The sequence below is a fragment of the Corallococcus sp. Z5C101001 genome, assembly GCF_007352635.1.
Taxonomy (GTDB): Bacteria; Myxococcota; Myxococcia; order Myxococcales; family Myxococcaceae; genus Corallococcus; species Corallococcus silvisoli.
This window is the reverse complement of sequence record NZ_VKLU01000001.1, coordinates 667,816-692,200: the sequence shown is the minus strand read 5'-3', so window position 1 is coordinate 692,200 and position 24,385 is coordinate 667,816. Positions and strand designations below refer to the sequence as shown.

Here is a 24,385-nt window from a genome sequence, read left to right as displayed (position 1 = left end):
CAGTGCGACCCGCGCATGCTTAATCCCGACCTCCTCGACCGTGCAGTCGAATTGCTGCGACGCGGTGGCGTCATCGCCCTGCCAACAGAAACGGTCTACGGACTCGCGGCCAACGCCGAGGACGAGCTGGCGGTGCGTCGCGTCTTCGCCATCAAGGGCCGGCCCGCGACCCACCCGCTCATCGTCCACATCCCGGGCGCGGAGCACCTGTCCGCGTGGGCCCGCGAAGTGCCGGACGAAGCGAAGGCCCTGGCGCGGGCGTTCTGGCCGGGGCCGCTGACCCTGGTGCTGCCGCGCACGGCGAGGGCGACGGACGCCGTGACGGGAGGCCAGGACACGGTGGCGCTGCGCGTGCCGGGGCATCCGGTGGCGCTGGAGGTGCTGCGCCAGCTGGGCGGAGGCGTGGCCGCGCCCAGCGCCAACCGCTTCGGCCGGGTGAGCCCGACGACGGCGGAGCACGTCCAGCGGGACCTGGGCACGGACGTGGACCTGGTGCTGGACGGAGGCGCGTCCACGGTGGGCGTGGAGTCGACCATCGTGGACCTGTCGTCGGGAGCCCCGGCCATCCTCCGGCCCGGCGGGCTGGCGATTGAGGACGTGGAGCGCGTGCTGGGGCGCGCGGTGCCGGTGCGCGCGTCCGCCACGGTGCGCGTGTCGGGTTCGCTCGCCTCGCACTACGCGCCGCGAGCGGGCGTGGTGCTGGCGGAGCCGGGCGAAGCGGTGCAGCGGGTGGAGGCCCTGCGGGCCCAGGGACTGCGCGTGGGCGTGCTGGGCCCCGCGTCGCTGTCATTGCCTGGAGACGTGCGGCGGTTCGACGTTCCAGGGGAGCCGGCGGAGGCCGCGCGCGTCCTCTATGCGCGGCTGCGGGAGGCGGATGAACAGGGCCACGACGTGCTCGTGGCCTGCCTGCCCGCCGCCAGCGGCCTGGGCATCGCCGTGCGCGACCGGCTGTCCCGCGCGGCGGCCCCCCGCGAAGGGTGAGCGGCCACCAACGCCCCCGCCCCCACGCTCATAACGGCTCGGGCTTGAGGACCGCCGCCTTGGGCCGGGAGCCCGCTGACAAGAGCCGGACGCTGAGGTCGTGCTGCCCGCAGTAGAGCACGTCGTAGACCTGGTTCGCGGCCAGGTCCTCGAACTCCACGGGGGTGTAGCCATCCATGTACGTGGAGTGGTCGCTCTCCTTGAGGGTGAGCACGGTCCCCACGTCCGGCCGCCGCTCGACGAGCCGGGCTGACTGCCCCGCCGCGAGCCGCCCCGTGGCGGTCACCGGGTGCGCCGGGACATATCTGCCGTTGCGGATCTCCCCGGGCCGGTCCAGGGCCTCCTTCACGCCACCACCCGCCAGGGAGTCCTTCATCAACCACTCGTAGCAGAGCTCGAAGAGGCGCCGCTTCGCGTCCGCGTCCCCCGCGCTCCGGAACGCCGTGTCGAGCTGCTGGAACTCGTCCCGCAGGGTCTCCTGCCAGGGCATGTTGTTGGACTGGAGGTCGGCGACGAAGCGCATCAGGTTGTAGACGATGTTGCGCAACGCCACGGAGGACCCGAGCCCCGCGCGCTCGACCAGCGCGGCCATCAGCGGTCCGGCGACCCGGCACACCTCGTCCAGGAGCCACCACGCCGTCGGGTCGCGGAGCGCCATGTAGAGCGCGCGAATCGGCGAATCGCGAGTCCGGATGGCGCGGGCGCCGTCCATCTGGGGGACGCTGAACAGCGCCTCGATGCCTCGCAGCGTGGCCCCCGCGCTGATCTGGGTCGCCTCCAGGTTGTAGCGCACCCGCTCCCGGTCGGTGGAGAAGGCCACGGGGATGACGTTCTGCATGAACGCCCAGTACAGCAGCAGCTCGCCCGTCGAGGCCGGCCGGAGCCGACCCGCATCCCGGAGCTGGAGTCCCCCGGCCAGGGCCTCCAGTCGCGGGTCCAGGGTGGGCAACAGATACAGCGTCGGCAGCCCGTAACCCTCACCGTGACAGGCCCCCTGCTGCCGGCTGCCCATCAGCCCGTACGCGAGGTACACGATGCCCTGCTCGCGGCAGTACCGGCGGATCTCCGTGTCCTGGTAGTACGGGCTGCACCGGTTCTGGACGCAGGACACCGGCACCCGGAAGCCCCGCGCGGCCTCGCAGAGGGTGCGCAGCTCCTCCACGGTGGTGACGTTGCTGAGGCCCAGGTAGCGCCCGTTGCCGCTGCGGATCCGATTGGCCAGCTCGCCGATCGCGGTCACCGTCTTCGAGGTGGTCGCCGCCATCTCGTGCAGCATCAGGACGTCCGGCCCCCGCCCCAGCGGCCGGAAGACGCCTCGCAGCTCGGCGATCTCCGTGGGCTTCACCTTGAAGAGGATGAAGGCCTCGTCGAGCAGGTCGCGCTCGCGCAAGCACTCACAGACACTGGCGAACGAATCGTAGAGGAGCGCGCAGTCCAGGAGCCGGTAGCCCGCGTCCAGCGCCTGGCCGATGATCCGCTTCTTCTCCACGTTCGGCCGGGTCTTGCCAACGTCCGTGCCGAAAGCCTGGTCGAGGTCGCGGTCGTCCAGCTCGGTGGCGAGCCCCGGGGGCGGATCCAGCACGGGGTGCGTGACGCCCATGGGGAGCTGACCGCTCGGGCCCGCGATGGAGCCCCGCTCGACCGCACGGAGCTGCGGGCCCGCACGGCAGATGCACTGGTTCGCGCGTTTGTGACAGCGTCGGCAAAACATGGTTCGTCCTCTCGTGCCGTGAAGGTAGCAGTCGGCGACGACAGCGCTCAACGCGGCCCCCCGCGAGTCAGCACCTCCCATCGCCCGCACGAAACGGCCGACCTCACCCTGGACGTCCTTCAATCCCTGGCAGCACCGGCGATGCACGCGCGAAGGGCTTCGCGTCGCGCCCTCGGCCCCGACAGGAAGACCGCGCCCGGCGGAAGCCCGGGGGTCCTCCTGATGGCCGAGGGGTCTTGCGGTCGGGGGCCCCGCTCCCCCAGGCTCCCTTCTTGGAGAGGGGACCGAGCCCCAGGGCTTCACCCCGGGGCGTGGCACCGTACGGCCATCCTTGAAGCCCCCACTTCAGCGGGCCGCGTCAATCCACCTTCTCCCTTTTACAACCGCCGTCCGCTCCGCTATCCCGCGACGGTCACCCAGGAGTGTCCCCGTGAAGCGAAGTCTGTCCGGTCTGCTCGTTGCCCTCGCGTTCACCGCCTGCAAGCAGGAAGCCCCCGGGAAGATGGAGCCCATCCCGCGCCCGCCCGGGGCCACCGCGCCCGCCCCCGTCGAGGAGGCCGCGCCGCCCCCCGCGGCGCCCGCCGTGCCCAAGGACGCCGTCGTGCTGCGCTGGAAGCTCGTCCAGGACGCCCCCATCTCCTTCCGCCTGGGCCTCGCGCTGGACCGCAACGCGGCAGTCCCCGAGTCCGCTCCCGCGGAGCCCAAGGCCGACAAGAAGAAGAAGGGCGCCAAGGCCGCCCCCGCCCCGGCCCCCGCGGCCGCCGCGGCCCCCGTCCCCTCGGAGATCACCTACCTCCTGGAGCTGGACCGCTCCGGTGAGCGCCACCTGCGCGTGACGCCCGCGGGCGGAGCCCCGGAGGACGCCAGCTTCAGCGACCGCGGCTTCATCATCGACGGGCTCCATGGCCTGGAGCGCAACCTGGCCACGCTGGTGCTGGAGCTGCCGCGCGACCCCGTGCGCCCCGGTGAGACGTGGTCCCTGGGCACCGAGCTGACCGCCCCGGACGCCCTGGGCACCCAGTTCCGCCGCGCCCCCGGCGGCGAGCGCCACAACCGCGTGAAGCTCGTCTCCGTCAGCCCGGGCGACAACGGCGAGCAGGTGGCCACGCTCGAGTACGACATCGTGGAGCAGTTCGGCGGCACCCTCTCCGCCCCGCGCGTCAGCGTGGTCAACAGCGGCGCCAAGAAGGGCGTGCGCATGACGGGCACCGAAGGCGGCACCCCCACCGAAGGCGCCGACGAGCCCGCGGACGCCCCCGCGGCCCCCACCGGGCCTCCCGAAGGCACCGAGCTGGGCGCCACCGTGAAGGTCCGCGGCAAGGGGGAGTTCCTGGTGAAGGCCGGGCAGTGGCGCTCGTGGGAGGGCACCCTCTCCACCACCATCACCGGCCCCGCCCAGCCCGCGGTGAACCTGCCCGTGGGCACCTACCAGGCCCGCGTCACGCCCGTCAGCGCGCCCCAGACGCCCACCGCGACCCCGCCTACCGCGACCCCGCCGACGCCGTAGCGGACGGCCCGTCCGACGCGCGCACCATCCGCACCACGGCGTCCACCCACTCCGGGTGGGCGTTGAGGGACGGCACCAGCGTCAGCGACTCCCCGCCCGCCTCCACGAACTGCTCCTTCGCGCGGAGGCCTATCTCTTCCAGCGTCTCCAGGCAGTCCGCCACGAAGGCCGGGCACATCACCGCCAGCCGCTTCACGCCCTTCGCCGCCAGCTCCGGCAGCACCACGTCCGTGTAGGGCTTCACCCACGGCGTGCGCCCCAGGCGCGACTGGAAGGCCACGGTGTAGCCGCCCTCCGGCAGCCCCAGCCGCTGGGCCAGGAGCCGCGCCGTGGAGTAGCACTGCGCGCGGTAGCAGTGCCGGTTCTCGGCCGTCAGCACGTCGCAGCAGCCCTGGGACGCCAGGCAGTGCCGCCCCGTCGGGTCGCTCTTGCGCATGTGCCGCTCCGGCAGCCCGTGGAAGCTGAAGAGCACGTGGTCCGCGCGCGCGTCGGAGATCACCGGCCGGGCCACCGCCGCGAACGCGTCCAGGAAGCCCGCGTCGTCGTGGAAGGCCGGCACCGCGCGCACGTTGGGGACGTCCCAGCCCTCCGCCAGCACCTCGTAGAGGCGCGCCAGCGATGATGACGCGGACGACGTCGCCTCCTGCGGGTACAGCGGCAGCACCGTGAACTCCGACACGCCCTTCGCCCGGAGCGCCGCGACGGTGTCCGGCAGCGACGGGTTGCCGTAGCGCATGGCCAGCGCCACCTCGTAGTCGTCCTTCAGCCGCTCGGCCACCGCGGCCTCCAGCGCGCGGCCGTGCACGAGCAGCGGCGAACCCTCCCGCATCCACACCTTGCGGTACGCCTCCGCGCTCTTCGCGGGGCGGAAGGGCAGGATGAAGAGGTTCAGCAGGAACCAGCGCCCCACGGGGTGGATGTCGATGACGCGCGGGTCGCTGAGGAACTCGCGCAGGTAGCGGCGCACCGGCCCGGACTCGGGCGCGTCCGGCGTCCCCAGGTTGACGAGCAGCAGCCCCCGCTTCGTGGTCGGCACGGCCATGGCGTGTCCCCCCGGGGCCTTCAGTGCAGCGAGTGGGGCAGCGTGAGGGCGAACTCGGCGATGCGCGCCTCGAAGCGCGTGCCATCCGGGCGCACCATCTCGTAGGTGCCGCGCATGGTGCCGAAGGGCGTGCGCAGCATCGCCCAGCTCGTGTACTCGAACCGCTCGCCCGGCTTGAGGTGAGGCTGGCGGCCCACCACGCCCTCGCCCTTCACCTCGTCCACGTGCCCCTGGGCGTCGGTGATGAGCCAGTGCCGGGCGTGGAGCTGCGCGGGGACCTCGCCTTCGTTGGCGATCTCCACCTTGTACATGAAGGCGAACTGACCGGACTCAGGCGTGCTGCGCTCCGGCCAGAAGGTCGGCTCCACGGTGACGCGGATGCCATCGGTGGTGGCGGTGGACATGGCGGAAGACTTGGCAGCGACTCCCGCCCGATGCAAGGGAAACACAGGCCCCGGCGCCGCCCGTCAGCCGCGCTCCTGCTTCCGGGCCGGCGCCTCCGGGGTCTTGTCCGCCTCCGCCACCTCCGGGGGCTGCTCCGCCTCCGGGGGCTTGGGGAACACCAGCGACGCGAGGATGGCCACCCCCAGACACCCGCCGATGATCGACAGCGAGACGCCGATGGGGATCTTGTACCAGTGCTCGATGAGCATCTTCACGCCCACGAAGGCCAGGATGACGCCCAGCGCGGCCTTCAGCAGGTGGAACTTCTCCATCAGGCTGGAGACGACGAAGAACAGCGAGCGCAGGCCCAGGATGGCGCAGACGTTGGACGAGTAGATGATGAACGGGTCCTTGCTGATGCCCAGCACCGCGGGGATGGAGTCCATGGCGAAGAGCAGGTCCGTCGCCTCCACCACCAGCAGGACGATGAACAGCGGCGTCACCTTGCGCCGGCCGTCCTCGGTGAGGAAGAAGCGGCTGCCCTCGCCCTGCCGCGCCACCGGCAACAGGCGCCGCGCCATCCGGACGATGAGCCCCGCCTCCGGGTCCACCTCGTCGTCGTCCTTGGCCCACAGCATCTTGGAGGCCGTGTAGACGAGGAACGCGCCGAACAGGAAGATGAGCCAGTTGAAGCGCGCGACCAGCGCGGTGCCCGCGACGATGAGCAGCGCGCGCATCACGAACGCGCCCAGGATGCCCCAGAAGAGCACCCGGTGCTGGTGCTGCGGCGGCACGCGGAAGTAGCCGAACACCATCAGGAAGACGAAGAGGTTGTCGACCGACAGCGCGTACTCCACCACGTACGCCGTCAGCCACTCCAGCGCCGGGCCCCGGCCGCCGTAGTGCAGGACGCCCCCGCAGAACGCGAGGCTGATGCTCACCCACACCAGCGTCCACAGCGTCGCCTCCTTCGGCGACACCACGTGCTCCTTGCGGTGGAACAGCCCCAGGTCCAGGGCGAGCATCGCCAGGACGAAGACGTTGAAGCCCACCCAGAGCCAGAGTGTGTTGGTCGTCACGCGCGCATCCGTTCCCGGTCGGTCAGCCGCCGCGCGCCAGCGGAAGGCACCCCGGGGGAGGTGCCGCGCCGCGCGTCTCGAATCCGCTGCCTACCCCGGGACGGCCCCGGCGGCTACTCCCATTCCGTCGCGGGCCGCCGCAGCACCACCACGGAGCGCCCCACCGCCTGCACCTTGCCCCCCGCGGGGGTGTGCGTGCGCTGGGACTCGCCCGTGGCCGCCGTGTCCACCACCAGCTCCCAGTCCGCGCCCCACTCCAGCGCGGGCAGGAGGAAGGTGATGGGCTCGTGGTGCGCGTTGAGCAACACCAGCAACGTGTCCCCGACGATGCGGTGGCCCTCGTCGTCCGGCGTGGCGATGGCGTCGCCCCCCAGCAGGAAGGCGAGGGAGCGCACATAGGGCTTCTCCCAGTCCTCGCGCTTCATCTCCCTGCCGTCCGGCCGGAACCACGCCAGGTCCTTCAGCTCGCTGTCCCAGATGTGGGCGCCGCGGAAGAAGCGGCGCTTGGAGAGCACCGGCTGCTCGCGCCGCAGCTTGATGATGCGGGTGGTGAAGTCCAGGAGCTGCCGCTGCGTCTCGTTCAGCTCCCAGTTCACCCACGACAGCTCGTTGTCCTGGCAGTAGGCGTTGTTGTTGCCCTTCTGCGTGCGGCCCATCTCGTCGCCGGCCACCAGCATGGGCACGCCCTGGGACAGGAAGAGCGACACCAGGAAGTTGCGCTTCTGCTGTTCGCGCAGCGCGTTCACCTTGGGGTCGTGCGTCTCCCCCTCCACGCCGCAGTTCCACGCGTGGTTGTCGTTGGCGCCGTCGCGGTTCTCCTCGCCGTTGGCCTCGTTGTGCTTCTGGCTGTACGTCACCAGGTCATGCAGCGTGAAGCCGTCGTGCGCGGTGACGAAGTTCACGCTCGCCGTGGGCTTGCGGCCGGACAGCGCATACAGGTCCGAGCTGCCAGTGAGCCGCGAGCCGATCTCCGCCGCCTGCCGGTCGTCGCCCTTCCAGTAGCGGCGCATGGTGTCGCGGTACTTGCCGTTCCACTCGCTCCACAGCACCGGGAAGTTGCCCACCTGGTAGCCGTAGTCCCCCACGTCCCAGGGCTCCGCGATGAGCTTCACGCGGCTGAGCACCGGGTCCTGGTGGAGGATCTGAAAGAACGCCGCGCGGGTGTCGTAGCCGTGCCGGTCCCGCCCCAGCGTCGTCGCCAGGTCGAAGCGGAAGCCGTCCACGTGCATCACCTCCACCCAGTAGCGCAGCGAGTCCGCGATGAGCTTCAGCGCGTACGGGTGCGTGGCGTTCCACGAATTGCCGCACCCGGTGAAGTCCATGAAGTAGCGCGGGTCCTTGTCGCTGAGCCGGTAGTACGCGCCGGCGTCCAGCCCCTTGAAGGACAGCGTGGGCCCCAGGTGGTTGCCTTCACAGGTGTGGTTGTAGACCACGTCGAGGATGACCTCGATGCCCGCGCGGTGCAGCAGCTTCACCATCCCCTTGAACTCCGACACCTGCTCGCCCAGCGAGCCCGACGCGCTGTAGCGCGCGTCCGGCGCGAAGAAGCCCAGCGTGTTGTAGCCCCAGTAGTTGGTGCGCCCGCGCTGGGTGAGGAACGGCTCGTCCATGAACGCGTGGATGGGCAGCAGCTCCACGGACGTCACGCCCACCTTCTTCAGGTGTTCGAGCGTCGCCGGGTGCGCCAGCCCCGCGTAGGTGCCGCGCAGGTGCTCGGGCACGCGGGGGTGGAGCTTCGTGAAGCCCTTCACGTGCAGCTCGTAGAGGACCGTCTTGTGCCAGGGGACGTCCGGCCGCCGGTCGCCCTCCCAGTCGAACGCGTCCGACAGGATGACGCCCTTGGGCACGCCCCAGGCGTCGTCCTGCGTGTCGAAGGACAGGTCCTCGTCCTTGCTCCCGTGCACGTAGGCGTGGATGGGGGCCTTGGGGTCCACCTTGCCGTGCAACGCCCGGGCATAGGGGTCCACCAAGAGCTTGTGCGGGTTGAAGCGCAGGCCCTTCTTCGGCTCGTACGGCCCGTGAACCCTCAGGCCGTACAGGGCGCCGGCGTGCAAGCCCGGCAGGTAGCCATGCCAGACGTGATGCGTCGTCTCCAGCAACGGGAAGCGGCGGGTCTCCTTCTTCGGGTCGGCGGGGTCGAAGAGACAGACCTCCACCTTCTTCGCGTGCTCGCTGAACACAGCGAAGTTGACACCGTTCCCGTCGTACGTGGCGCCCAGGGGAAACGGCTTCCCTGGAAGCACCTCGGTCCTTCTCATCCAGTGCTCCTCTCCAGCAGCACCACCGGGAACTCCGCGAGGAGCGGCCCCAGGGCCAGCCCCACGCCTCCCGGCCCCGGCTGGGGACGGACGGGGCGCCCGGTGAAGACATTGCGGAACATCATGCCCGCATATGCCTCCGGAAGGTCCAGGAACGTGCCGTCGTAGGCCTTCGCCAGCCCGCCTGACTCCAGCGCCTCCAAGGTGTAACGCGGCGCGCAGGCAATCAGCACGCTGGCACCGTGCGTGCGCGCGAACGCCACCGCCGCGGGCGAGCGGGGACCGGACACCTCCAGCGCCTCGTAGCCCCCGCCGCGGAACAGGTCCGCGTGCCGCTGGCGCAGCCGCAGCGCCTCCGCCAGCAGGAAGAGCTTCCCCTGCCCGTCGTCCAGGTCCGCGGACAGCCGCGCGCACAGGGCCGGCCGGTCCTTCGCCGCCGCCGCGTCCAGCGCCGCGAGCAGCTTCTCTCGCAGCGCGTAGTCCACCGGCCGGCGGTTGTCGGGATCCACCAGCGACAGGTCCCACAGCTCGCAGCCCTGGTATGTATCCGCCACGCCGGGCGAGGCCAGCTTCAGGAGCAGCTGCCCCAGCGAGTTGTGCTGGCCCGCGCGCTCGATGCGGCGCTTGAAGGCCCTCACGTCGTCCAGGAACGCGCCGCCCTTCGCCGGGTCGAAGCACGCGTCCACGAAGCGCGCCATCGCGTCGTCATAGGCGCCGTCCGGGTTGGTCCACGACGTGCGGACCTTGGCCTCCTTGATGGCCTTGCCCATGTACTCGCGCACGCGGCGGTGGAACGCCTTCAGCTCGTCGGCGGGCACGTGCTCGCCCATGGGCCACGCGCCCACCAGCGTCTGGAAGAACAAGTAGACGTCGTTGGAGGACGGCGCGGGGCCCGAGGGCAGGTGGCTGACGAAGGGCTGCGTCAGGTCCGCCCAGGCGCGCACCCGCTCGCGCCAGGCCTCTGGCAGCTCCGTGAGGACGTTGATGCGCGCCCGCACGTCCTCGCTGCGCTTGGTGTCGTGGGTGCTGGAGGTGAGCATGCTCCCCGGCCAGCGCTCCGCGCGCTCCTGGTTGCGCAGGTGGAAGGTGGTGGCGCGCATGCCGAAGTGCTCCGGCTCGCCGCCCACCTCGTTGAGGCTCACCAGCCGGTTGTAGATGTAGAAGACGGTGTCCTCCAGCCCCTTGGCCATCACGGGCCCCGTCACCTGCTGGAGCTTCATCGCGAAGCGCAGCATCACCGCCCTCTCCTCGTCGCCCACGTGCTCCGGGTAGCGGCCCAGGAGGATGTCGCGCAGGAAGTCGAAGATGGACGCGTTGGTGGTGGTGTTGCGCTCCTTCGCGCGCTGGAGCGTCCACTCGATGTACTGCACGTCGCGCACGTCCAGCTCCGCGCGCCAGCCGTCCACGTAGGTGCGGTAGACGGGGAACAGCGCGATGAACTCCACCAACGCGCGCCGCAGGCTGTTGAGCGTGAAGTCGCGCGTGCGGCGGTTCATCTCCGAGATGCGGTTGAGCTCGTGCGCCAGCACGTTGATCTCGCTCGCCATGCTCACGCGCATGATGAGCAGCTTCTTCTGGTACACGAGCTCCGCGAAGTCCTGCGTGCCGCCCGCGAAGCGCTCGTACGTCTCCGTCAGATGCGCCTCCGCGGCCGGGTGCACGAAGAGGCCGCTCACCGCGTTGGCGAAGCGGTAGCCGGTGGTGCCGTGCACCCCCCACGCGTCCGGGATGCGCTCGCGGCCGCCCTGGATCTTCTCCACCGCCACGAAGAGCGCCTTGCGCAGCGGGCTGTCCGGCGTGTCCATCACCTCGCCGCGCCACTTCGCGCGCAGCAGCGCCTCCACCTCCGCCCAGCGCGAACCCGCCCCGCCCGCGTGCTCCGCCTCGAAGCGCGCCCGCGCGCGCTCCACGAAGAAGCGCTCCTGGAGGTCCAGGAAGTAGGCGGTGGGGTCGAACAGGCCGTCCGGATGGTCGATTCGCAGGCCCGTGACCCGCTCCTCGCGCAGCCAGTCGAAGATGAGCTGGTGGGCTTCCTGGAAGACGTCCGGGTCCTCCACGCGGATGGCCGCGAGGCCATTGATGTCGAAGAAGCGGCGGTAGTTGATCTCCTCCCCCGCCACCCGCCAGTGCGCCAGCCGGTAGCTGCACCCCTGCAGCAGCGCGTCCAGCATGTCGAAGGAGCGCACGTTGCCGGGCGTGCCGTTGAACACCCGGACGTTCTCCTCCACGTACTCCGCCAGCACCTCGCTGTCCGCCACCACCGCGGCCAGCCGCCGCTTGATGACCTCCTTCTCGCGGTGGCGCTCCACCACCTTCGCCGGGTTCACCTCCGTGCGCGGGGGCAGGTGCTCCAGCGCGGTGAGGATGGAGAGCAGCTCCACCAGGTGCGGCGACGCCTCGCCCAGCTGATTCCGCAGCCGCTCCAGGCCATGCCCCAGGAGGCTGGCGTACTGGCGCGGGGCCACCGGCAGCCGGTGGTCGTAGTAGTGCAGGTGGAAGGCGCCGGACGCGTACGACAGCTTCAGCTCCCCGCGCTCCAGCACGATGCCGTACTGGTCGCCCAGGATGGGCAGGAGCACCTTGTCCGCCAGCTCGTCCTTCACCGGCCGCCAGTCCACGTCGAAGAACTTCGCGTAGACGGATGACGGGCCGTTCTCCAGCACGTCCCACCACAGCCGGTTGTCGCGCTCGATGCCCATGTGGTTGGGCACCACGTCCAGCACCTGCCCCATCTGGTGCTCGCGCAGGGCGTCGCAGAAGGCCTCGTGGTCCTCCGGTGAGCCCACCTCCGGGTTGAGCCGTTGGTGGTCCACGCAGTCATAGCCATGGGTGCTGCCCGGCGTGGCCTTGAGGTAGGGGGACGCGTAGAAGTCGCTCACGCCCAGCCGGGCCAGGTACGGCACCACGGCCTTCGCCTGCTGGAAGGTGAAGCCCTGGTGCAGCTGCATCCGGTAGGTGGACAACGGCGTGACGCGCCGCGACTGCACCTGGCTCCGCACCTGCTCGAACAGGCCCTCCGCCAAGGCCTCCACTGTCGTGTGCGCGCCATCCGCGTCCGCCTGCCGTACGGAGCGCTCCCCAGCCTCGAACCCGTCCTGGTACATGACCCGCAGAGCTAGGTCCGACGCAGCGCGTCCGCCAGCGGGCAGATGGGCCTTCGCCCCCTTTTCAACGCTCCGGTGGGCTCCGGGTGGACAGGGGAAAAAGGCGGAGGGCCCGTCCCGCGCGATGCGTGACGAGCCCTCGGGGTCCTTCGGGCGACCGGCGACGGCCCCGACGGGCCCTGCACCGCTCAGCTCAGGTGCTTGTTCACCAGCGCGGTCATCTCGAACATGGTGACGTTCTTCTTGCCGCCGAAGATGGGCTTCAGCTTGTCGTCGGCGTTGATCTGGCGCTTGTTCTTCGCGTCCTGGAGGTTGTTCTTCTTGATGTAGTCCCAGATCTTGCTGACCACCGCGGTGCGGGGCAGCGGCTTGTTACCGACGATCGCCGCCAGCTCGGTGGAAGGCGTCATCTCCTTCATGAACGCGGCGTTCGGCTTACGGCCCGCGGCCTTCTTGGCAGCAGGGGCCTTCTTGGCGGCGGGAGCAGCGGTCTTCTTCGCAGCGGCTTTCTTGGCGGCCATTCGTCTTGTGTCTCCTCCCCTCCGAAGGGGACGTTGCACGGCGTGCTTGCATCTTCAAGCTAGAGCCGATGGCGCGTAGTAGCACGGCCCCGCTCGAAAAACAGCGCCCATCGCGTGCTTTTTCCCTCGGAGAAGCCTCGGAGCGATGGATTCGAAGGCTAGAACTCGGCCCCGCAGCGCATTCTTCCCTCGGGAGCGGAAGCCTCGCGGCGCGTCCGGAGCCCCAGAAACAGGCTCCGGAGGCCGTTTTCCCTCGGGGAATGCGCCCCGGAACGCGTCCGGAGGCGGAAAGTCGGCGCCACGGACCCGCGCCCCCTCTAGGACGGGGGGCCCCATTTCGGCGGTGGACGGGATGTGGCTTTTCGGATGAAACAGCATCCATGAATGCCCTCATCACCGGCGCCGGTGGCTTCCTGGGGACCTGGCTCGCGCGGGCCCTGGCCGCTCGCGGCGACCGCGTCTGTTGCCTGCTGCGCCCCACCACGGACACCCGCGAGTTGGAGAAGGCGCTCGAAGGGCACCCCTGGACGCGCCTCGTCGGCGACGTGACGGACCGGGCCTCGCTGGACGCCGCGGTGAAGGGCGTGGACGTCGTCTTCCACCTGGCCGGCATCCGACGCGCCGCGCTGCGGGACGAGTTCATGCGCGTCAACGCGGGCGGCACCCAGCACCTCTGCGAGGCCCTGGCCGCCCTGGAGGCCCCGCCCGGCGGCACCCGGCCCCGGCTGGTGATGTGCGGGTCGCTGGCCTCGCACGGGCCCTCCACCCCGGACAGGCCCCATGTGGAGGAGGACGCGTTCCACCCCCACGAGTGGTACGGCGAGAGCAAGGCGGAGGCGGAGCGCATCGCGTTCTCCTTCCAGGACCGGCTGCCCGTCACGGTGATCCGCCCGCCCCGCATCCTCGGGCCCGGAGACCGGGAAAACCTGACGTTCTTCAAGCTGGGCAAGCAGGGCATCCGGCTGGAGCTGGCCGGCGGTCCCCGGCCGCTGTCCCTGGTGGACGTGGAGGACGTGGTGGACCTGCTGCTCGTCCTGGCGGAGCGGCCGGAGGCCCTGGGCGAGGCGTTCTTCTGCGCGGGCCCGGAGCGGCTGACCCTGGAACAGATGCAGGACCTGGGGGCGAAGGCGCTGGGCTACCATCCGCGCACGTGGCGCCTGAACCCCCCGGTGCTGACGGCCCTGGCGACGGTGGCGGATGGCGTCACGCGGCTGACGGGCCGCAAGCTCCCCCTCAACCGGAAGCTGGCGCGGCAGCTGCTAGCCCCGGCCTGGACGTGCTCGGGGGCCAAGGCCGAACGGCTGCTGGGCTTCCGTCCACGAAGAAACCTGGCGGAGTCGATCACACGCAGCGGTGAATGGTATCGCGCTCAGGGCTGGTTATAGCCCCATGCGCTCCCAGGGCGGTTCCCCCCACCCCGCCCCCTTCCGGCATCGTTGACCGGACCCCCTCCAGGATGGGAGGAAGCCCGACCGACCATGCCCCCCAAAGTGCCCGCCAAAGCCGCCTTCTTCGACGTCGACGGGACGTTGGTGCGGACGAACATCGTCCACGTCTACGCCTACTACGCGACCAACCGGGGTTCCCTCCGGGGGATCGCGGGCCGCACCCTGGGCACCGCCCTGGGCCTGCCGGTGTTCGGCATCCTGGACGCCGTCAACCGCAAGGCCTTCAACGAGTTCTTCTACCGCTACTACGCGGGCCTCAGCGAGGACCGGCTGGTCACCATCGCGGAGGACATGTTCGAGGACGTCCTCAAGCCCGCCCTGTACGAGCAGACGCAGGACCTCATCGACGAGGCGCGCCGCGCCGGCTGCCGCATCGTGCTCGTGACCGGTGCGCTGGACTTCACCATGCGCCCGCTGGCCCGGCACCTGGGCTGCGACGACGTCATCGCCAACAAGATGCAGTTCGTGGGCGGCAAGGCCACCGGCAAGGTGATTCCGCCCATCATCGAAGGCGCCAACAAGGCCAACGCCATCCGCGCCTACTGTGAGCGCGAGGGCCTGGCCCTCAACCAGTGCCATGGCTATTCGGACAGCGCCTCCGACTACGCCATGCTCGCCGTGGTGGGACGGCCCACCGCGGTGAACCCGGACCTGCGGCTGCGCTCGCTCGCGCGCGCGTACAACTGGCCCATCCTGGACCTGAAGTAACCCCCACTCCTTCCCCCGCCCCTGCCATGCGCCCGCTCAAGACGCTCCAGAAGCTGTACGACGAGGAAAGCCAGGTGGTCATCACGGAGAAGGGCAGCCCCCCTCGGGCGCTCTTCTACGGTGAAGGCTTCCTCCAGGAAGACCTGCCCGTGGGTACCCGGGTCATCTTCCCCCGCCCCCCGCTGGAGGGCGTGCCCAACGTGAAGGCCGCCATCCGCTGGGCCATCAACCACCCGGAGGGCATGGACCCGCTGCACGCGCTCCTGCGCCCCGGCATGCGGCTGACGTGCGTCATCGACGACATCAGCGTGCCCCTGCCGCCCATGGTCACGCCGGACGTGCGCCAGTCCATCCTGGAGGTCGTGCTGGAGCTGTGCGCCGACTCCGGCGTGGATGACGTGCACCTGGTCATCGCCAACGCGCTGCACCGCCGGATGACCGAAGGCGAGATGAAGCGCATGGTGGGCGAGAAGATCTTCGACGCCTACTACCCGGACCGCTACTACAACCACGACGCGGAAGATCCGGACGGGATGACGGAGCTGGAGCGCACCAGCCACAACGAGGTCGTGGCGGTGAACCGCCGCGTCGCGGAGAGCGACCTCATCGTCTACGTGAACATCAACTTCGTGCCCATGAACGGCGGGCACAAGTCCATGGGCACGGGCGTGACGAACTACGCGTCGCTGCGGCACCACCACAACCCGAAGACCATCCGCGAGTCGGACAGCTACATGGAGCCGAAGGCGAGCGCGCTCTACACGAAGAACTCGCGCATCGGGACGGTCATCGACAACACGCTCAAGGTCTTCCACATCGAGACCACGCTGAACAACCGCATGTTCGGCGCGCCCACGGACTTCCTGGCGAAGAAGGAAGAGGACTACACGGAGGCGGACCGGCTGAAGTTCCAGGCCCTGCGCTTCACGCTGTCCAAGCTGCCCCGCGCCGCGGCGCGCAAGGTGCTCAACGCCATCCCCGCGCCCTATGACGTGACGGGCGTGTTCGCGGGGGCCACGGAGCCCACGCACGCGAAGACGCTGGAGCAGAGCTGGAAGCAGTACGTGGTGCCGGTGGAGGGGCAGAGCGACATCGTCATCTTCCCCATCCCGTTCGTCAGCCCCTACAGCGTCAACTCCATCCTCAACCCGCTGCTCGTGCAGGTGATGGGGCTGGGCTACTTCTACAACCTCAACCGGGGCGTGCCGCTGGTGAAGAAGGGGGGCGTGCTCATCCTCCTGCACCCGGCCTACGACGAGTTCGACCCCGTGCAGCACCCCAGCTACATCGAGTTCTTCCACCGGCTGCTGCCGGAGACGCGGGACTCCATGAAGCTGGAGCACAAGTACGAGAAGGAGTTCGCGGAGAACCCCAGCTACGTGCACCTGTACCGCAAGGGCAACGCCTACCACGGCGTCCACCCCTTCTACATGTGGTACTGGGGCGAGAACGGCCGCCAGCACGTGGGCAAGGTCATCGTCGCGGGCGCGGAGAACAACCACGTCCCGGCCCTGCTCGGCTGGGACCGCACCGACACCCTCTCCGAGGCGATTGAAGAGGCGCGCGGCTTCATGGGGCGCTCGGCGTCCATCAGCCTGCTGCGCATCGCGCCCACGGTGATGGTGGACGTGAAGTGAAAGGGTCGCACACGGACATGGCCACGCCCTCCGAGCTGAACGTCACCGAGGTCTTCACCGGCAAGCGCATCGTCTTCGTCGGCACCACCGGCTTCGTGGGCAAGGTGACGCTGTCGATGCTGCTCTCCCGCTACGGCGACGTGCTGGACCGGGTCTACGTCGTCGTGCGCAAGGGCAGCGCCGCGTCCGCGGAGCGCCGCTTCTTCGACAAGGTCGCCCCCAGCGAGCCCTTCCAGCCCCTGCGCGACCGCCTGGGCGACGACGGGGCCATGGCGTACCTGAAGGCGAAGTGCACCGTCCTGGACGGCGACATCACCGACCCCTGGGTGGGCCTGGAGGAGGCGCAGGTCGCGGCGCTCACCGGGCAGGTGCACGCCATCGTCAACTGCGCGGGCCTGGTGTCCTTCAACCCGTCGCTGGAGGTGGGCCTCAACGTCAACACCCACGGCGTGAAGAACGCGGTGGAGCTGGCGCTCAAGTGGGCCGTGCCGCTCATCCACATGTCCACCGCGTTCGTCGCGGGCAACCGCAGCGGGCTCGTCTTCGAGGACGAGCCGGTGCTGGGCTACTTCCCCAAGCGGGAGGAGATGGACGGGCGCGACTTCAGCCTGGAGCAGGAGCTGGCGGACGCGGAGAAGACCGTGGCCCGCCTGCGCGAGCAGGCGGACGACAAGGCCCTCACGTCCATCTTCCGCCAGAAGGCGCTGGACCGGCTGGAGGAGGAGGGCCGCGACGCCACCGACGAGAAGACGCTGCGGCTGGCCGTGGGCCGCGAGCGCAAGCTGTGGCTGTCCGGCGAGCTGGTGCGCGCGGGCATGGAGCGCGCGCAGCACTGGGGCTGGCCCAACACGTACACGTACACCAAGCACCTGGGTGAGCAGGTGATGGCCGGGACGCCGGGCCTGCGCTACTCCATCGTGCGCCCCTCCATCGTGGAGAGCGCGGCGCACTTCCCCTTCCCCGGCTGGAACGAGGGCTTCACCACGTCCGCGCCGCTGGCGTACGCGGGCATCAAGGGTCAGCGCGGCATCCCCGCGGGCGACCACGCCATCCTGGACATCATCCCGGTGGACCAGGTGGCGGGCGCCACGCTGGGCATCACCGCGCACGCCATCCAGGTGGAGGAGCGCCGCGTCTACCACCTGGCCTCCGGCGACGTGAACCCGTTCCTCGCGAGCCGGTCCGTGGAGCTGGTGGGCCTGTACCGCCGCCGCTTCTACCGCAACCGCGAGACGGGCAACGCGTTGCTCAACTCGCTGCGCTCGCGCATCGAGCCGCAGCCCGTGAGCAAGCAGGAGTTCCAGCTGCTCAGCGCGCCCATGCTGCTCAAGGGCGCGAAGCTGCTGCGCAAGACGCTGGACGAGGTGCGGCCCGCCTGGGGCGCCCCGCGCATCCAGGCGATGGTGGACAAGGCCAAGACGGCGCTGGACGAGGTGGAGTCGCAGGCGGGCAGCCTCACCGGCCTCATCGACCTGTTCCTCCCCTTCCTCTGGGAGAACCGGTACGTCTTCCGCTGTGACAACACGCGCTCCGTCTACGAGCGCATGGTGCCGCAGGACCGCGCGAGGATTGACTGGGCGCCGGACCGCATCGACTGGCGCGAGTACTTCCTGGGCACGCACCTGCCCGGCCTGGAGAAGTGGGTGTTCCCCGGCCTGGACGAGGAGCGCGAGAAGCGCACCGCCATCCCCGCGGCGCGCGACCTGCTGGAGCTGTTCGAGGCCACGGTGCACGCGTACCGCCACCGGGTGGCCTTCCGCATGGCGGCGGGAGAGAAGGAGGAGCGCTTCACCTTCGGAGAGGTGCACCGCTACGCCGCGCGCGTGGGCAGCTTCCTCCTGGCCGCGGGCCTCCAGCGCGGCGAGCGCGTGCTGCTGGTGTCGGAGAACCGGCCGGAGTGGGCCATCAGCTACTTCGGCATCCTGCGCGCGGGCGGCACCGTGGTCCCGGTGGATCCCGCGCTCACGGAGGCGGAGGTCATCAACATCGCGAAGCGCGCGGCGGCGAAGCAGTGCCTGGTGTCCGAGCAGGCCGCGCAGGACTTCCCCGGCCTCTTCACCGCGCTGGGTGACGGCGTGGGCGTGACGAGCCTCGCGGAGGCGATGACGGGCGACCCCCGGTTCCCGGACCGCATCGGGCCGGTGCGCAAGTCCGCCGCCGCCGACGACGTGGCGAGCGTCATCTTCACCTCCGGCACCACCGGCACGCCCAAGGGCGTGATGCTCACGCACCGCAACTTCGCGGCGCTGGTGGCGAAGCTGGCGGGCGCGTTCGACGTGGGCGTGGGCGACGGCGTGCTGTCCGTGCTGCCCCTGCACCACACCTTCGAGTTCTCCGCCGGCTTCCTCACGCCATTCTCGCGCGGCGCGGAGATCACCTACATCGACGAGCTCACGTCGGACCGGCTGGGCGACGTGTTCGAGACGGGCCGCGTCACCGCGATGATTGGCGTGCCCGCGCTCTGGCAGCTCTTGCACCGGAAGATCACCCAGGAGATGGCCGCGCGCCCGCCGCTGGTGGAGCAGGCGCTCAAGGCGCTGATGGCGGCCAACGGCGAGCTGCGCAACCGCAGCTCGCTCAACCTGGGCAAGCTGCTGTTCTGGCCGGTGCACCGCAAGTTCGGCGGGCGGGTGAAGGTGCTGGTGTCGGGCGGCTCCGCGCTGTCCGAAGAGGTGCACCAGGCCTTCCACGAGCTGGGCTTCACCATGCGAGAGGGCTACGGCCTGACGGAGGCCGCGCCGGTGCTGGCGGTGTCCGAGGCCACCAACAAGCGCGTGAAGGGCACCGTGGGCAAGGCGCTGCCCGGCATCGAGTTCAAGATTCAAACGCCGGACACCGAAGGCATTGGCGAGGTGCTGGCCAAGGGCCCCAACGTGATGGCGGGCTACTTCGGGGACCGCGAGGCCACCGAGGCCGTGGTGAAGGACGGCTGGCTGCACACCGGCGACCTGGGCCGCATGGATGACGAGGGCCGGCTGTACCTGATGGGCCGCGCCAAGGACGTCATCGTCGACGCCAACGGCAAGAACGTCTACCCGGACGAGCTGGAGGAGCTGTACCAGGAGCACCCGCACGTGAAGGAGCTGTCCATCGTCGGCCTGCCGGACGAGGCGGGCGGAGAGAAGGTGGCGTGCCTGTGCGTGCCGGACTTCAAGGACCGGCCCCGCGAAGAGGTGCGCCACGAGTTGGAGGAGCACTTCCGCAAGGTGAGCGGGGGCATGCCCTTCTACCGGCGCGTGAAGGTGCTGCGCTTCTGGGACGGCGAGCTGCCCCGCACGTCCACGCGCAAGGTGAAGCGCAAGCGCGTGGTGGAGGAGCTGCAGCGCTTGGACCGCGTGTCCGCCACCGCGGGCCGCGTGAAGGAGAAGGCGCAGGCGGCGTCCACCACGGGCGGCGTGTCGGACTGGCTCTTCCCGCTGGTGGCGGAGGTGTGCCACCGCCCGGTGTCGGACGTGCGCGCGGACGCGCAGCTGATTGGCGATCTGGGCTTCGACTCGCTGATGCTCACGGAGATGTCCGTGGCGCTGGAGGGCGCGGGCGTGCCGCTGCCCGCGATTGAAGACCTGACGCAGGTGCAGACGGTGGAGGACCTGCGCAAGCTGGTGCTGGCCTCCGGGCGCCGGCCATCGCAGGAGACGCGGGCGCGCGACATCGCCAAGGAGAACGCGCGCGCGGAGGAGGCGGAGATTCCCGTCCCGGAGTCCGTGTCCGCGCTGGGCCGGCAGCTGCTGTCGTTCGGGCAGAAGGTGCTCTACGGCGGCGTCTTCGACGTGAAGGTGACGGGCAAGGCGTTCATCCCGCAGAACCGCAACTTCCTGGTCATCGCCAACCACGCCAGCCACCTGGACGCGGGGCTGGTGCGGGTGGTGCTGGGCGACCAGGGCGAGCGGATGGTGTCGCTGGCCGCGCGCGACTACTTCTTCGACACGCCGCTCAAGCGCGCGTGGTTCGAGAACTTCACGCACCTCATCCCCATTGACCGGCAGGGGTCGCTGCGCGAGTCGCTGCGCGTGGCGGGCGAAGCGCTCCGCCAGGGCTTCAACGTGCTCATCTTCCCGGAGGGCACGCGCTCCAAGACGGGCGAGCTGATGGAGTTCAAGCCGACGCTGGGCTACCTGTCGCTCACGTACGGGGTGGACGTGCTGCCGCTCTACATCCACGGCGCGTATGAAGCGCTGCCCAAGGGCTCCATGTTCCCCAAGACGAAGGAGCTGGAGGTGCACGTGGGCCCGGCGCTGGAGTACGCGTCGCTCAAGGCCCGGGCGCAGGGCATGGCGCGCTCGGAGGGCTACCGCTACGTAACGCACATCGCGGAGGAGGCGGTGCGCTCGCTGAGGGCAGGCAAGGTGTTGGACCTGGAGCAGGTGGGCGCGGACCGGGACTTCACCCCGCCCGCCCGGGCCCTGCCGGAAGGGAAGGACGCGTGAAGCTGCTCGTCACCGGAGGCACGGGGTTCCTGGGCACGCACCTGGTGCCCCAGCTGGTGGCCGCGGGCCACGACGTGCGCCTCATCGCGCGCTCGAAGCCCGTGGGCCCCGCGTTCGCGAAGACGGAGGTCCAGCAGGGCGACCTGAAGGACCGCGAGGCGGTGCGCCGCGCGCTGGACGGCGTGGACGCCGTCTACCACCTGGCGGGGCTCGTCTCCTTCCAGAACAAGGACGCGCGGCGGATGTACGAGCTGCACGTGGACTGCACGCGCGAGTTCCTGCGCGACGTGCGCGAAGCGGGCGTCAAGCGCGTCATCCTGGGCTCCACCTCCGGCACCATCGCCGTGTCGAAGGTGGACCGCGTGGGCACGGAGGACGACGACTACCCCATCACCACCGTCGCGAACTGGCCCTACTACCTGTCGAAGATCTACGAGGAGAAGCTGGCGCTGGAGTACTGCCGCAAGCACGCCATCCCGCTCGTGGTGCTCAACCCCAGCCTGCTGATGGGGCCCGGGGATGACCGGCTGTCGTCCACCTGGACGGTGGTGAAGTTCCTCAACCGGGAGATTCCCGCCATGCCCGGCGGCGGCATCTCCTTCGTGGACGCGCGCGACGCGGCGGACGCCTTCGTGCAGGCGCTCACCCGGGGCGAGGTGTACGGCCGCCACCTGATGGGCGTGAACATGTCCATGGCGGACTTCTTCGACCGGCTCCAGCGCCTCACCGGCGTGCCCGCCCCGCGCATGAAGCTGCCGCGCGAGCTCACCCTCTGGGGCGGCAAGCTGCTGGAGCAGTGGGCGAAGGCGCGCGGCACCACGCCGAAGCTCGACCCGCAGGAGGTCGAGATTGGCGAGCACTTCTTCTACCTGGAGCCCGCCAAGGCCGAGCGCGAGCTGGGCTTCAAGGCCCGCGACGTCCACGAGACGCTGCTCGACACCGTGCAGTACCTCTACGGGAAGATGCCGCCCGGGAACCTGCCCGGCACGCGCGGCCGGCTGGCCGAGACCCGCGAAGGCACCTGAGCCCCGCGGGGAGCCGCGGCGCGGTGGGACGCCCTACGGGTCCGCCGCGCCGTGCACCCGGCCGCCGCTCACGCGCTCCACCAGCCGGGCGACGGCGGGGTCCGTGTCCTTCTGGTGCCACGCCCAGGCGGCGCCCAGGAAGCCCAGGCCCAGGAGGACGAGGATGAGCCGGGCCAGGAACGAAGGACCGCCGCCTTCCGCCGCCATGGACTTCAGCCCACCACGCGGTTGCGGCCGGACTTCTTGGCCTTGTAGAGGTTCGCGTCCGCCACCTTGATGAACTGGGACGGCTCCGACATCTCCGACGCCACTTCCGCGACGCCCAGGGAGATGGTGACCGGGATGTCCTTGTCCTCGAAGAGGAAGCGCTTGTCCTCCACCAGCTTGCGGATCTTCTCCGCGAACAGGCGCGCCTTGTCCGGCCCATCCTCCGGCATGACGATGGCGAACTCCTCGCCGCCGTAGCGCGCGAAGCACTGCTCGCGCCGCACCAGCCGCTTGATGGACTGGGCCAGCTCCCGCAGCACGTAGTCGCCGGCCAGGTGGCCGTGCACGTCGTTGATCTGCTTGAAGTGGTCGATGTCGAACATCATCAACGACAGCGTGCGCTGGTACCGGTGCGAGCGGCCCATCTCCCGCTCCAGGTACTCCAGGAAGTAGCGCTTGTTGTTGATGCCGGTGAGGCCGTCCGCGATGGTCAGCGTGTAGATGGTCTCGTGGTACTGCGTCTCGATGTTGTCGCCATCGAGGAACTTGAAGATGGAGCCGCCCACCTTCACCAGGTCCCCGCTGCGCAAGGGCTGCGCCTGGAGCACTTCCCGGTCGTTGAGGTAGGTGCCGTTGGTGGACTGGAGGTCCTCCACGAACATCTTCCCCTGGCGGCCCCAGATGCGAGCGTGGCGGCGGGACACGTTGTCCAGGTCCACCACGATGTGGTTGTGCTGGTCGCGACCGATGGTGAACTCGGTCTCTTCCAGCACGTACTTCTTGCCCAGCTCCGGTCCGTGGATCTGCACGAGACAGCACTCGGTGCCGCGCTCGGGTCCCGGGGTGAGACTGGAGATCTTGGTGACTCGCGTTTGGTCGCCAGACATCGCCCCTCCACGCTAGCACGCCAGGTCCGGGGAAGCCACGCAAGCCGGGAGGACGCAGCGGGTTGCGCCCCTCCTCCTACATGCTGGGAAACGAAGAGGTCGTTTCACTCCCATCCCCCATGCGGTTCGGCACTCAACGGAAAGCGTCGCAGGGCCCGTACGGGCATTGTGGGAAGGCGGCCTGGGGCTAACGTGGGAGGGACCTATGTCAAAGCTGCTGGCCATGATCCTGGCGGGAGGCGCGGGGACGCGCCTGGAACCCCTCACCCGCGAGCGCGCGAAGCCCGCGGTGCCGTTCGGGGGCCGCTATCGCATCATCGACTTCGTCCTCTCCAACTTCGCCAACTCCGGCGTGTACCGGATGAAGGTGCTGACGCAGTACAAGAGCGACTCGCTCAACAACCACCTGTCGCGCGCGTGGCGGATGACGGCGTTCCTGGGCCACTACGTGGAGGCCGTGCCCGCGCAGATGCGCACCGGCCTGGACTGGTACAAGGGCAGCGCGGACGCCATCTACCAGAACCTCAACATCATCACGGACGAGGAGCCGGACCACATCTTCGTCTTCGGCGCGGACCACGTGTACCGGATGGACGTCCGCAAGATGCTGGACTTCCACATCGCGCAGAAGGCGGCGTGCACGGTGGCGGCCATCCCCGTGCCCATCGAACAGGGGCACGAGTTCGGCATCATCGACGTGGGCCCGGACGGGCGGATGCTCCAGTTCCTGGAGAAGCCGCGCAACCCGCCGCCCATGCCGGGCAACCCGAGGATGTGCCTGGCGTCCATGGGCAACTACCTCTTCAGCACGGACACGCTGGTGAAGGAGGTGGTGCGCGACGCCGCGGACGAGACGAGCGCGCACGACTTCGGCAAGTCCATCATCAGCGAGCTGTACAAGCACGAGCCCGTGTACGTGTACGACTTCGCCCAGAACACGGTGGCCGGCCAGGAGGACAAGGAGCGCGGCTACTGGCGGGACGTGGGCAACATCGACGTGTACTACCAGTCCAACATGGACCTGGTGGAGGTGGACCCGACGTTCAACCTCTACAACGACCGCTGGCCCATCCACACGCAGCCCAACAACTACCCGCCGGCGAAGTTCGTCTTCGCGGACCGGGACAACAAGCGCGTGGGCATGGCCACGGACTCGCTGGTGGCGGAGGGCTGCATCATCTCCGGCGGCCGCGTGCACCGCTCCGTGCTGTCGCCGAAGGTGCGGGTGAACTCGTATTCGGAGGTGGAGGACTCCATCCTCTTCGAGAACGTCACCATCGGCCGGCGCTGCCGCATCAAGCGGGCCATCATCGACAAGAACGTGGAGATCCCGCCCGGGATGACCATTGGCTACGACACGGCGGAGGACAAGCGCCGCTTCCACGTCACCTCCGGTGGCGTCGTGGTCATCCCCAAGGGGATGAAGGTCACCTGAGCGAAGGGCCGCACGCGACGGGCG

17 protein-coding genes are annotated in these 24,385 nt (G+C 69.8%); 8 read left to right on the top strand and 9 right to left on the bottom strand.

Annotation, left to right across the window (positions count from 1 at the left end; genetic code table 11):
* Window positions 1-51: 51 nt before the first annotated feature.
* A complete protein-coding gene (locus FOF48_RS02895; protein WP_255441833.1) occupies window positions 52-981 on the top strand; it encodes an L-threonylcarbamoyladenylate synthase in 930 nt (309 codons plus the stop codon).
* Window positions 982-1,009: 28 nt separating this feature from the next.
* Here the strand turns inward: FOF48_RS02895 and FOF48_RS02890 are convergent, their stop codons facing one another.
* A complete protein-coding gene (locus tag FOF48_RS02890; protein ID WP_186001742.1) occupies window positions 1,010-2,581 on the bottom strand; it encodes an aldo/keto reductase in 1,572 nt (523 codons plus the stop codon).
* Between the two features lie 541 nt (window positions 2,582-3,122).
* Here FOF48_RS02890 and FOF48_RS02885 point away from each other — a divergent pair.
* Entirely contained in the window at window positions 3,123-4,199 is a 1,077-nt protein-coding gene (locus FOF48_RS02885; RefSeq protein WP_143898474.1) for a hypothetical protein, read from the top strand.
* On the opposite strand, the gene hemH is transcribed toward FOF48_RS02885, so the two are convergent.
* The 6 genes from hemH to FOF48_RS02855 all read right to left on the bottom strand — a co-directional run bounded on the left by hemH (window position 4,174) and on the right by FOF48_RS02855 (window position 12,587).
* Entirely contained in the window at window positions 4,174-5,241 is a 1,068-nt protein-coding gene (hemH, locus tag FOF48_RS02880; protein ID WP_143898472.1) for a ferrochelatase, read from the bottom strand. The genes FOF48_RS02885 and hemH overlap by 26 nt on opposite strands.
* Before the next feature lie 20 nt (window positions 5,242-5,261).
* Complete coding sequence (gene apaG / locus FOF48_RS02875; RefSeq protein ID WP_143898469.1) at window positions 5,262-5,645, bottom strand: Co2+/Mg2+ efflux protein ApaG; 384 nt, start codon at window positions 5,643-5,645, stop codon at window positions 5,262-5,264.
* Between the two features lie 63 nt (window positions 5,646-5,708).
* Window positions 5,709-6,704, bottom strand: coding sequence for a TerC family protein (locus FOF48_RS02870; protein ID WP_304503193.1), 996 nt, complete (start codon window positions 6,702-6,704; stop codon window positions 5,709-5,711).
* Between the two features lie 113 nt (window positions 6,705-6,817).
* The gene (gene glgX, locus FOF48_RS02865; RefSeq protein ID WP_143898467.1) at window positions 6,818-8,962 is read right to left on the bottom strand and encodes a glycogen debranching protein GlgX; all 2,145 of its coding nucleotides are present in this window, start codon (window positions 8,960-8,962) and stop codon (window positions 6,818-6,820) included.
* Complete coding sequence (gene treY, locus FOF48_RS02860) at window positions 8,959-12,066, bottom strand: malto-oligosyltrehalose synthase (RefSeq protein WP_186001741.1); 3,108 nt, start codon at window positions 12,064-12,066, stop codon at window positions 8,959-8,961. Before treY ends, glgX begins: the two co-directional genes overlap by 4 nt.
* 188 nt (window positions 12,067-12,254) lie before the next feature.
* Entirely contained in the window at window positions 12,255-12,587 is a 333-nt protein-coding gene (locus tag FOF48_RS02855) for an SWIB/MDM2 domain-containing protein (RefSeq protein ID WP_120527703.1), read from the bottom strand.
* Window positions 12,588-12,967: 380 nt separating this feature from the next.
* On the opposite strand from FOF48_RS02855, the gene FOF48_RS02850 reads away from it, so the two are divergent.
* From FOF48_RS02850 to FOF48_RS02830, 5 genes are all read left to right on the top strand, one after another.
* Entirely contained in the window at window positions 12,968-13,972 is a 1,005-nt protein-coding gene (locus FOF48_RS02850) for an NAD(P)-dependent oxidoreductase (protein ID WP_143898465.1), read from the top strand.
* Window positions 13,973-14,077: 105 nt separating this feature from the next.
* Window positions 14,078-14,743, top strand: a complete 666-nt coding sequence (locus FOF48_RS02845) for an HAD family phosphatase (protein WP_143899092.1) — start codon at window positions 14,078-14,080, stop codon at window positions 14,741-14,743.
* A gap of 26 nt (window positions 14,744-14,769) precedes the next feature.
* Entirely contained in the window at window positions 14,770-16,380 is a 1,611-nt protein-coding gene (locus tag FOF48_RS02840; RefSeq protein WP_120605790.1) for a lactate racemase domain-containing protein, read from the top strand.
* Window positions 16,381-16,397: 17 nt separating this feature from the next.
* Window positions 16,398-20,807 carry an AMP-binding protein gene (locus tag FOF48_RS02835; protein WP_143898462.1) on the top strand — a complete coding sequence of 1,470 codons (4,410 nt, stop codon included), beginning with the start codon at window positions 16,398-16,400 and terminating at the stop codon, window positions 20,805-20,807.
* Window positions 20,804-21,832: an NAD-dependent epimerase/dehydratase family protein gene (locus FOF48_RS02830; protein WP_143898460.1), complete on the top strand. Its 1,029-nt coding sequence runs from the start codon at window positions 20,804-20,806 to the stop codon at window positions 21,830-21,832. Before FOF48_RS02835 ends, FOF48_RS02830 begins: the two co-directional genes overlap by 4 nt.
* A 33-nt stretch (window positions 21,833-21,865) precedes the next feature.
* Here the strand turns inward: FOF48_RS02830 and FOF48_RS36290 are convergent, their stop codons facing one another.
* Both FOF48_RS36290 and FOF48_RS02825 read right to left on the bottom strand, forming a co-directional pair.
* Complete coding sequence (locus FOF48_RS36290) at window positions 21,866-22,039, bottom strand: hypothetical protein (RefSeq protein ID WP_186001740.1); 174 nt, start codon at window positions 22,037-22,039, stop codon at window positions 21,866-21,868.
* A 5-nt stretch (window positions 22,040-22,044) separates the two neighbouring features.
* Window positions 22,045-22,926, bottom strand: a complete 882-nt coding sequence (locus FOF48_RS02825; RefSeq protein ID WP_143898458.1) for a GGDEF domain-containing protein — start codon at window positions 22,924-22,926, stop codon at window positions 22,045-22,047.
* Between the two features lie 205 nt (window positions 22,927-23,131).
* Between FOF48_RS02825 and glgC the strand changes: the two genes are divergently transcribed.
* The gene (gene glgC / locus FOF48_RS02820) at window positions 23,132-24,361 is read left to right on the top strand and encodes a glucose-1-phosphate adenylyltransferase (RefSeq protein ID WP_143898456.1); all 1,230 of its coding nucleotides are present in this window, start codon (window positions 23,132-23,134) and stop codon (window positions 24,359-24,361) included.
* The last annotated feature ends 24 nt before the right edge of the window (window positions 24,362-24,385 follow it).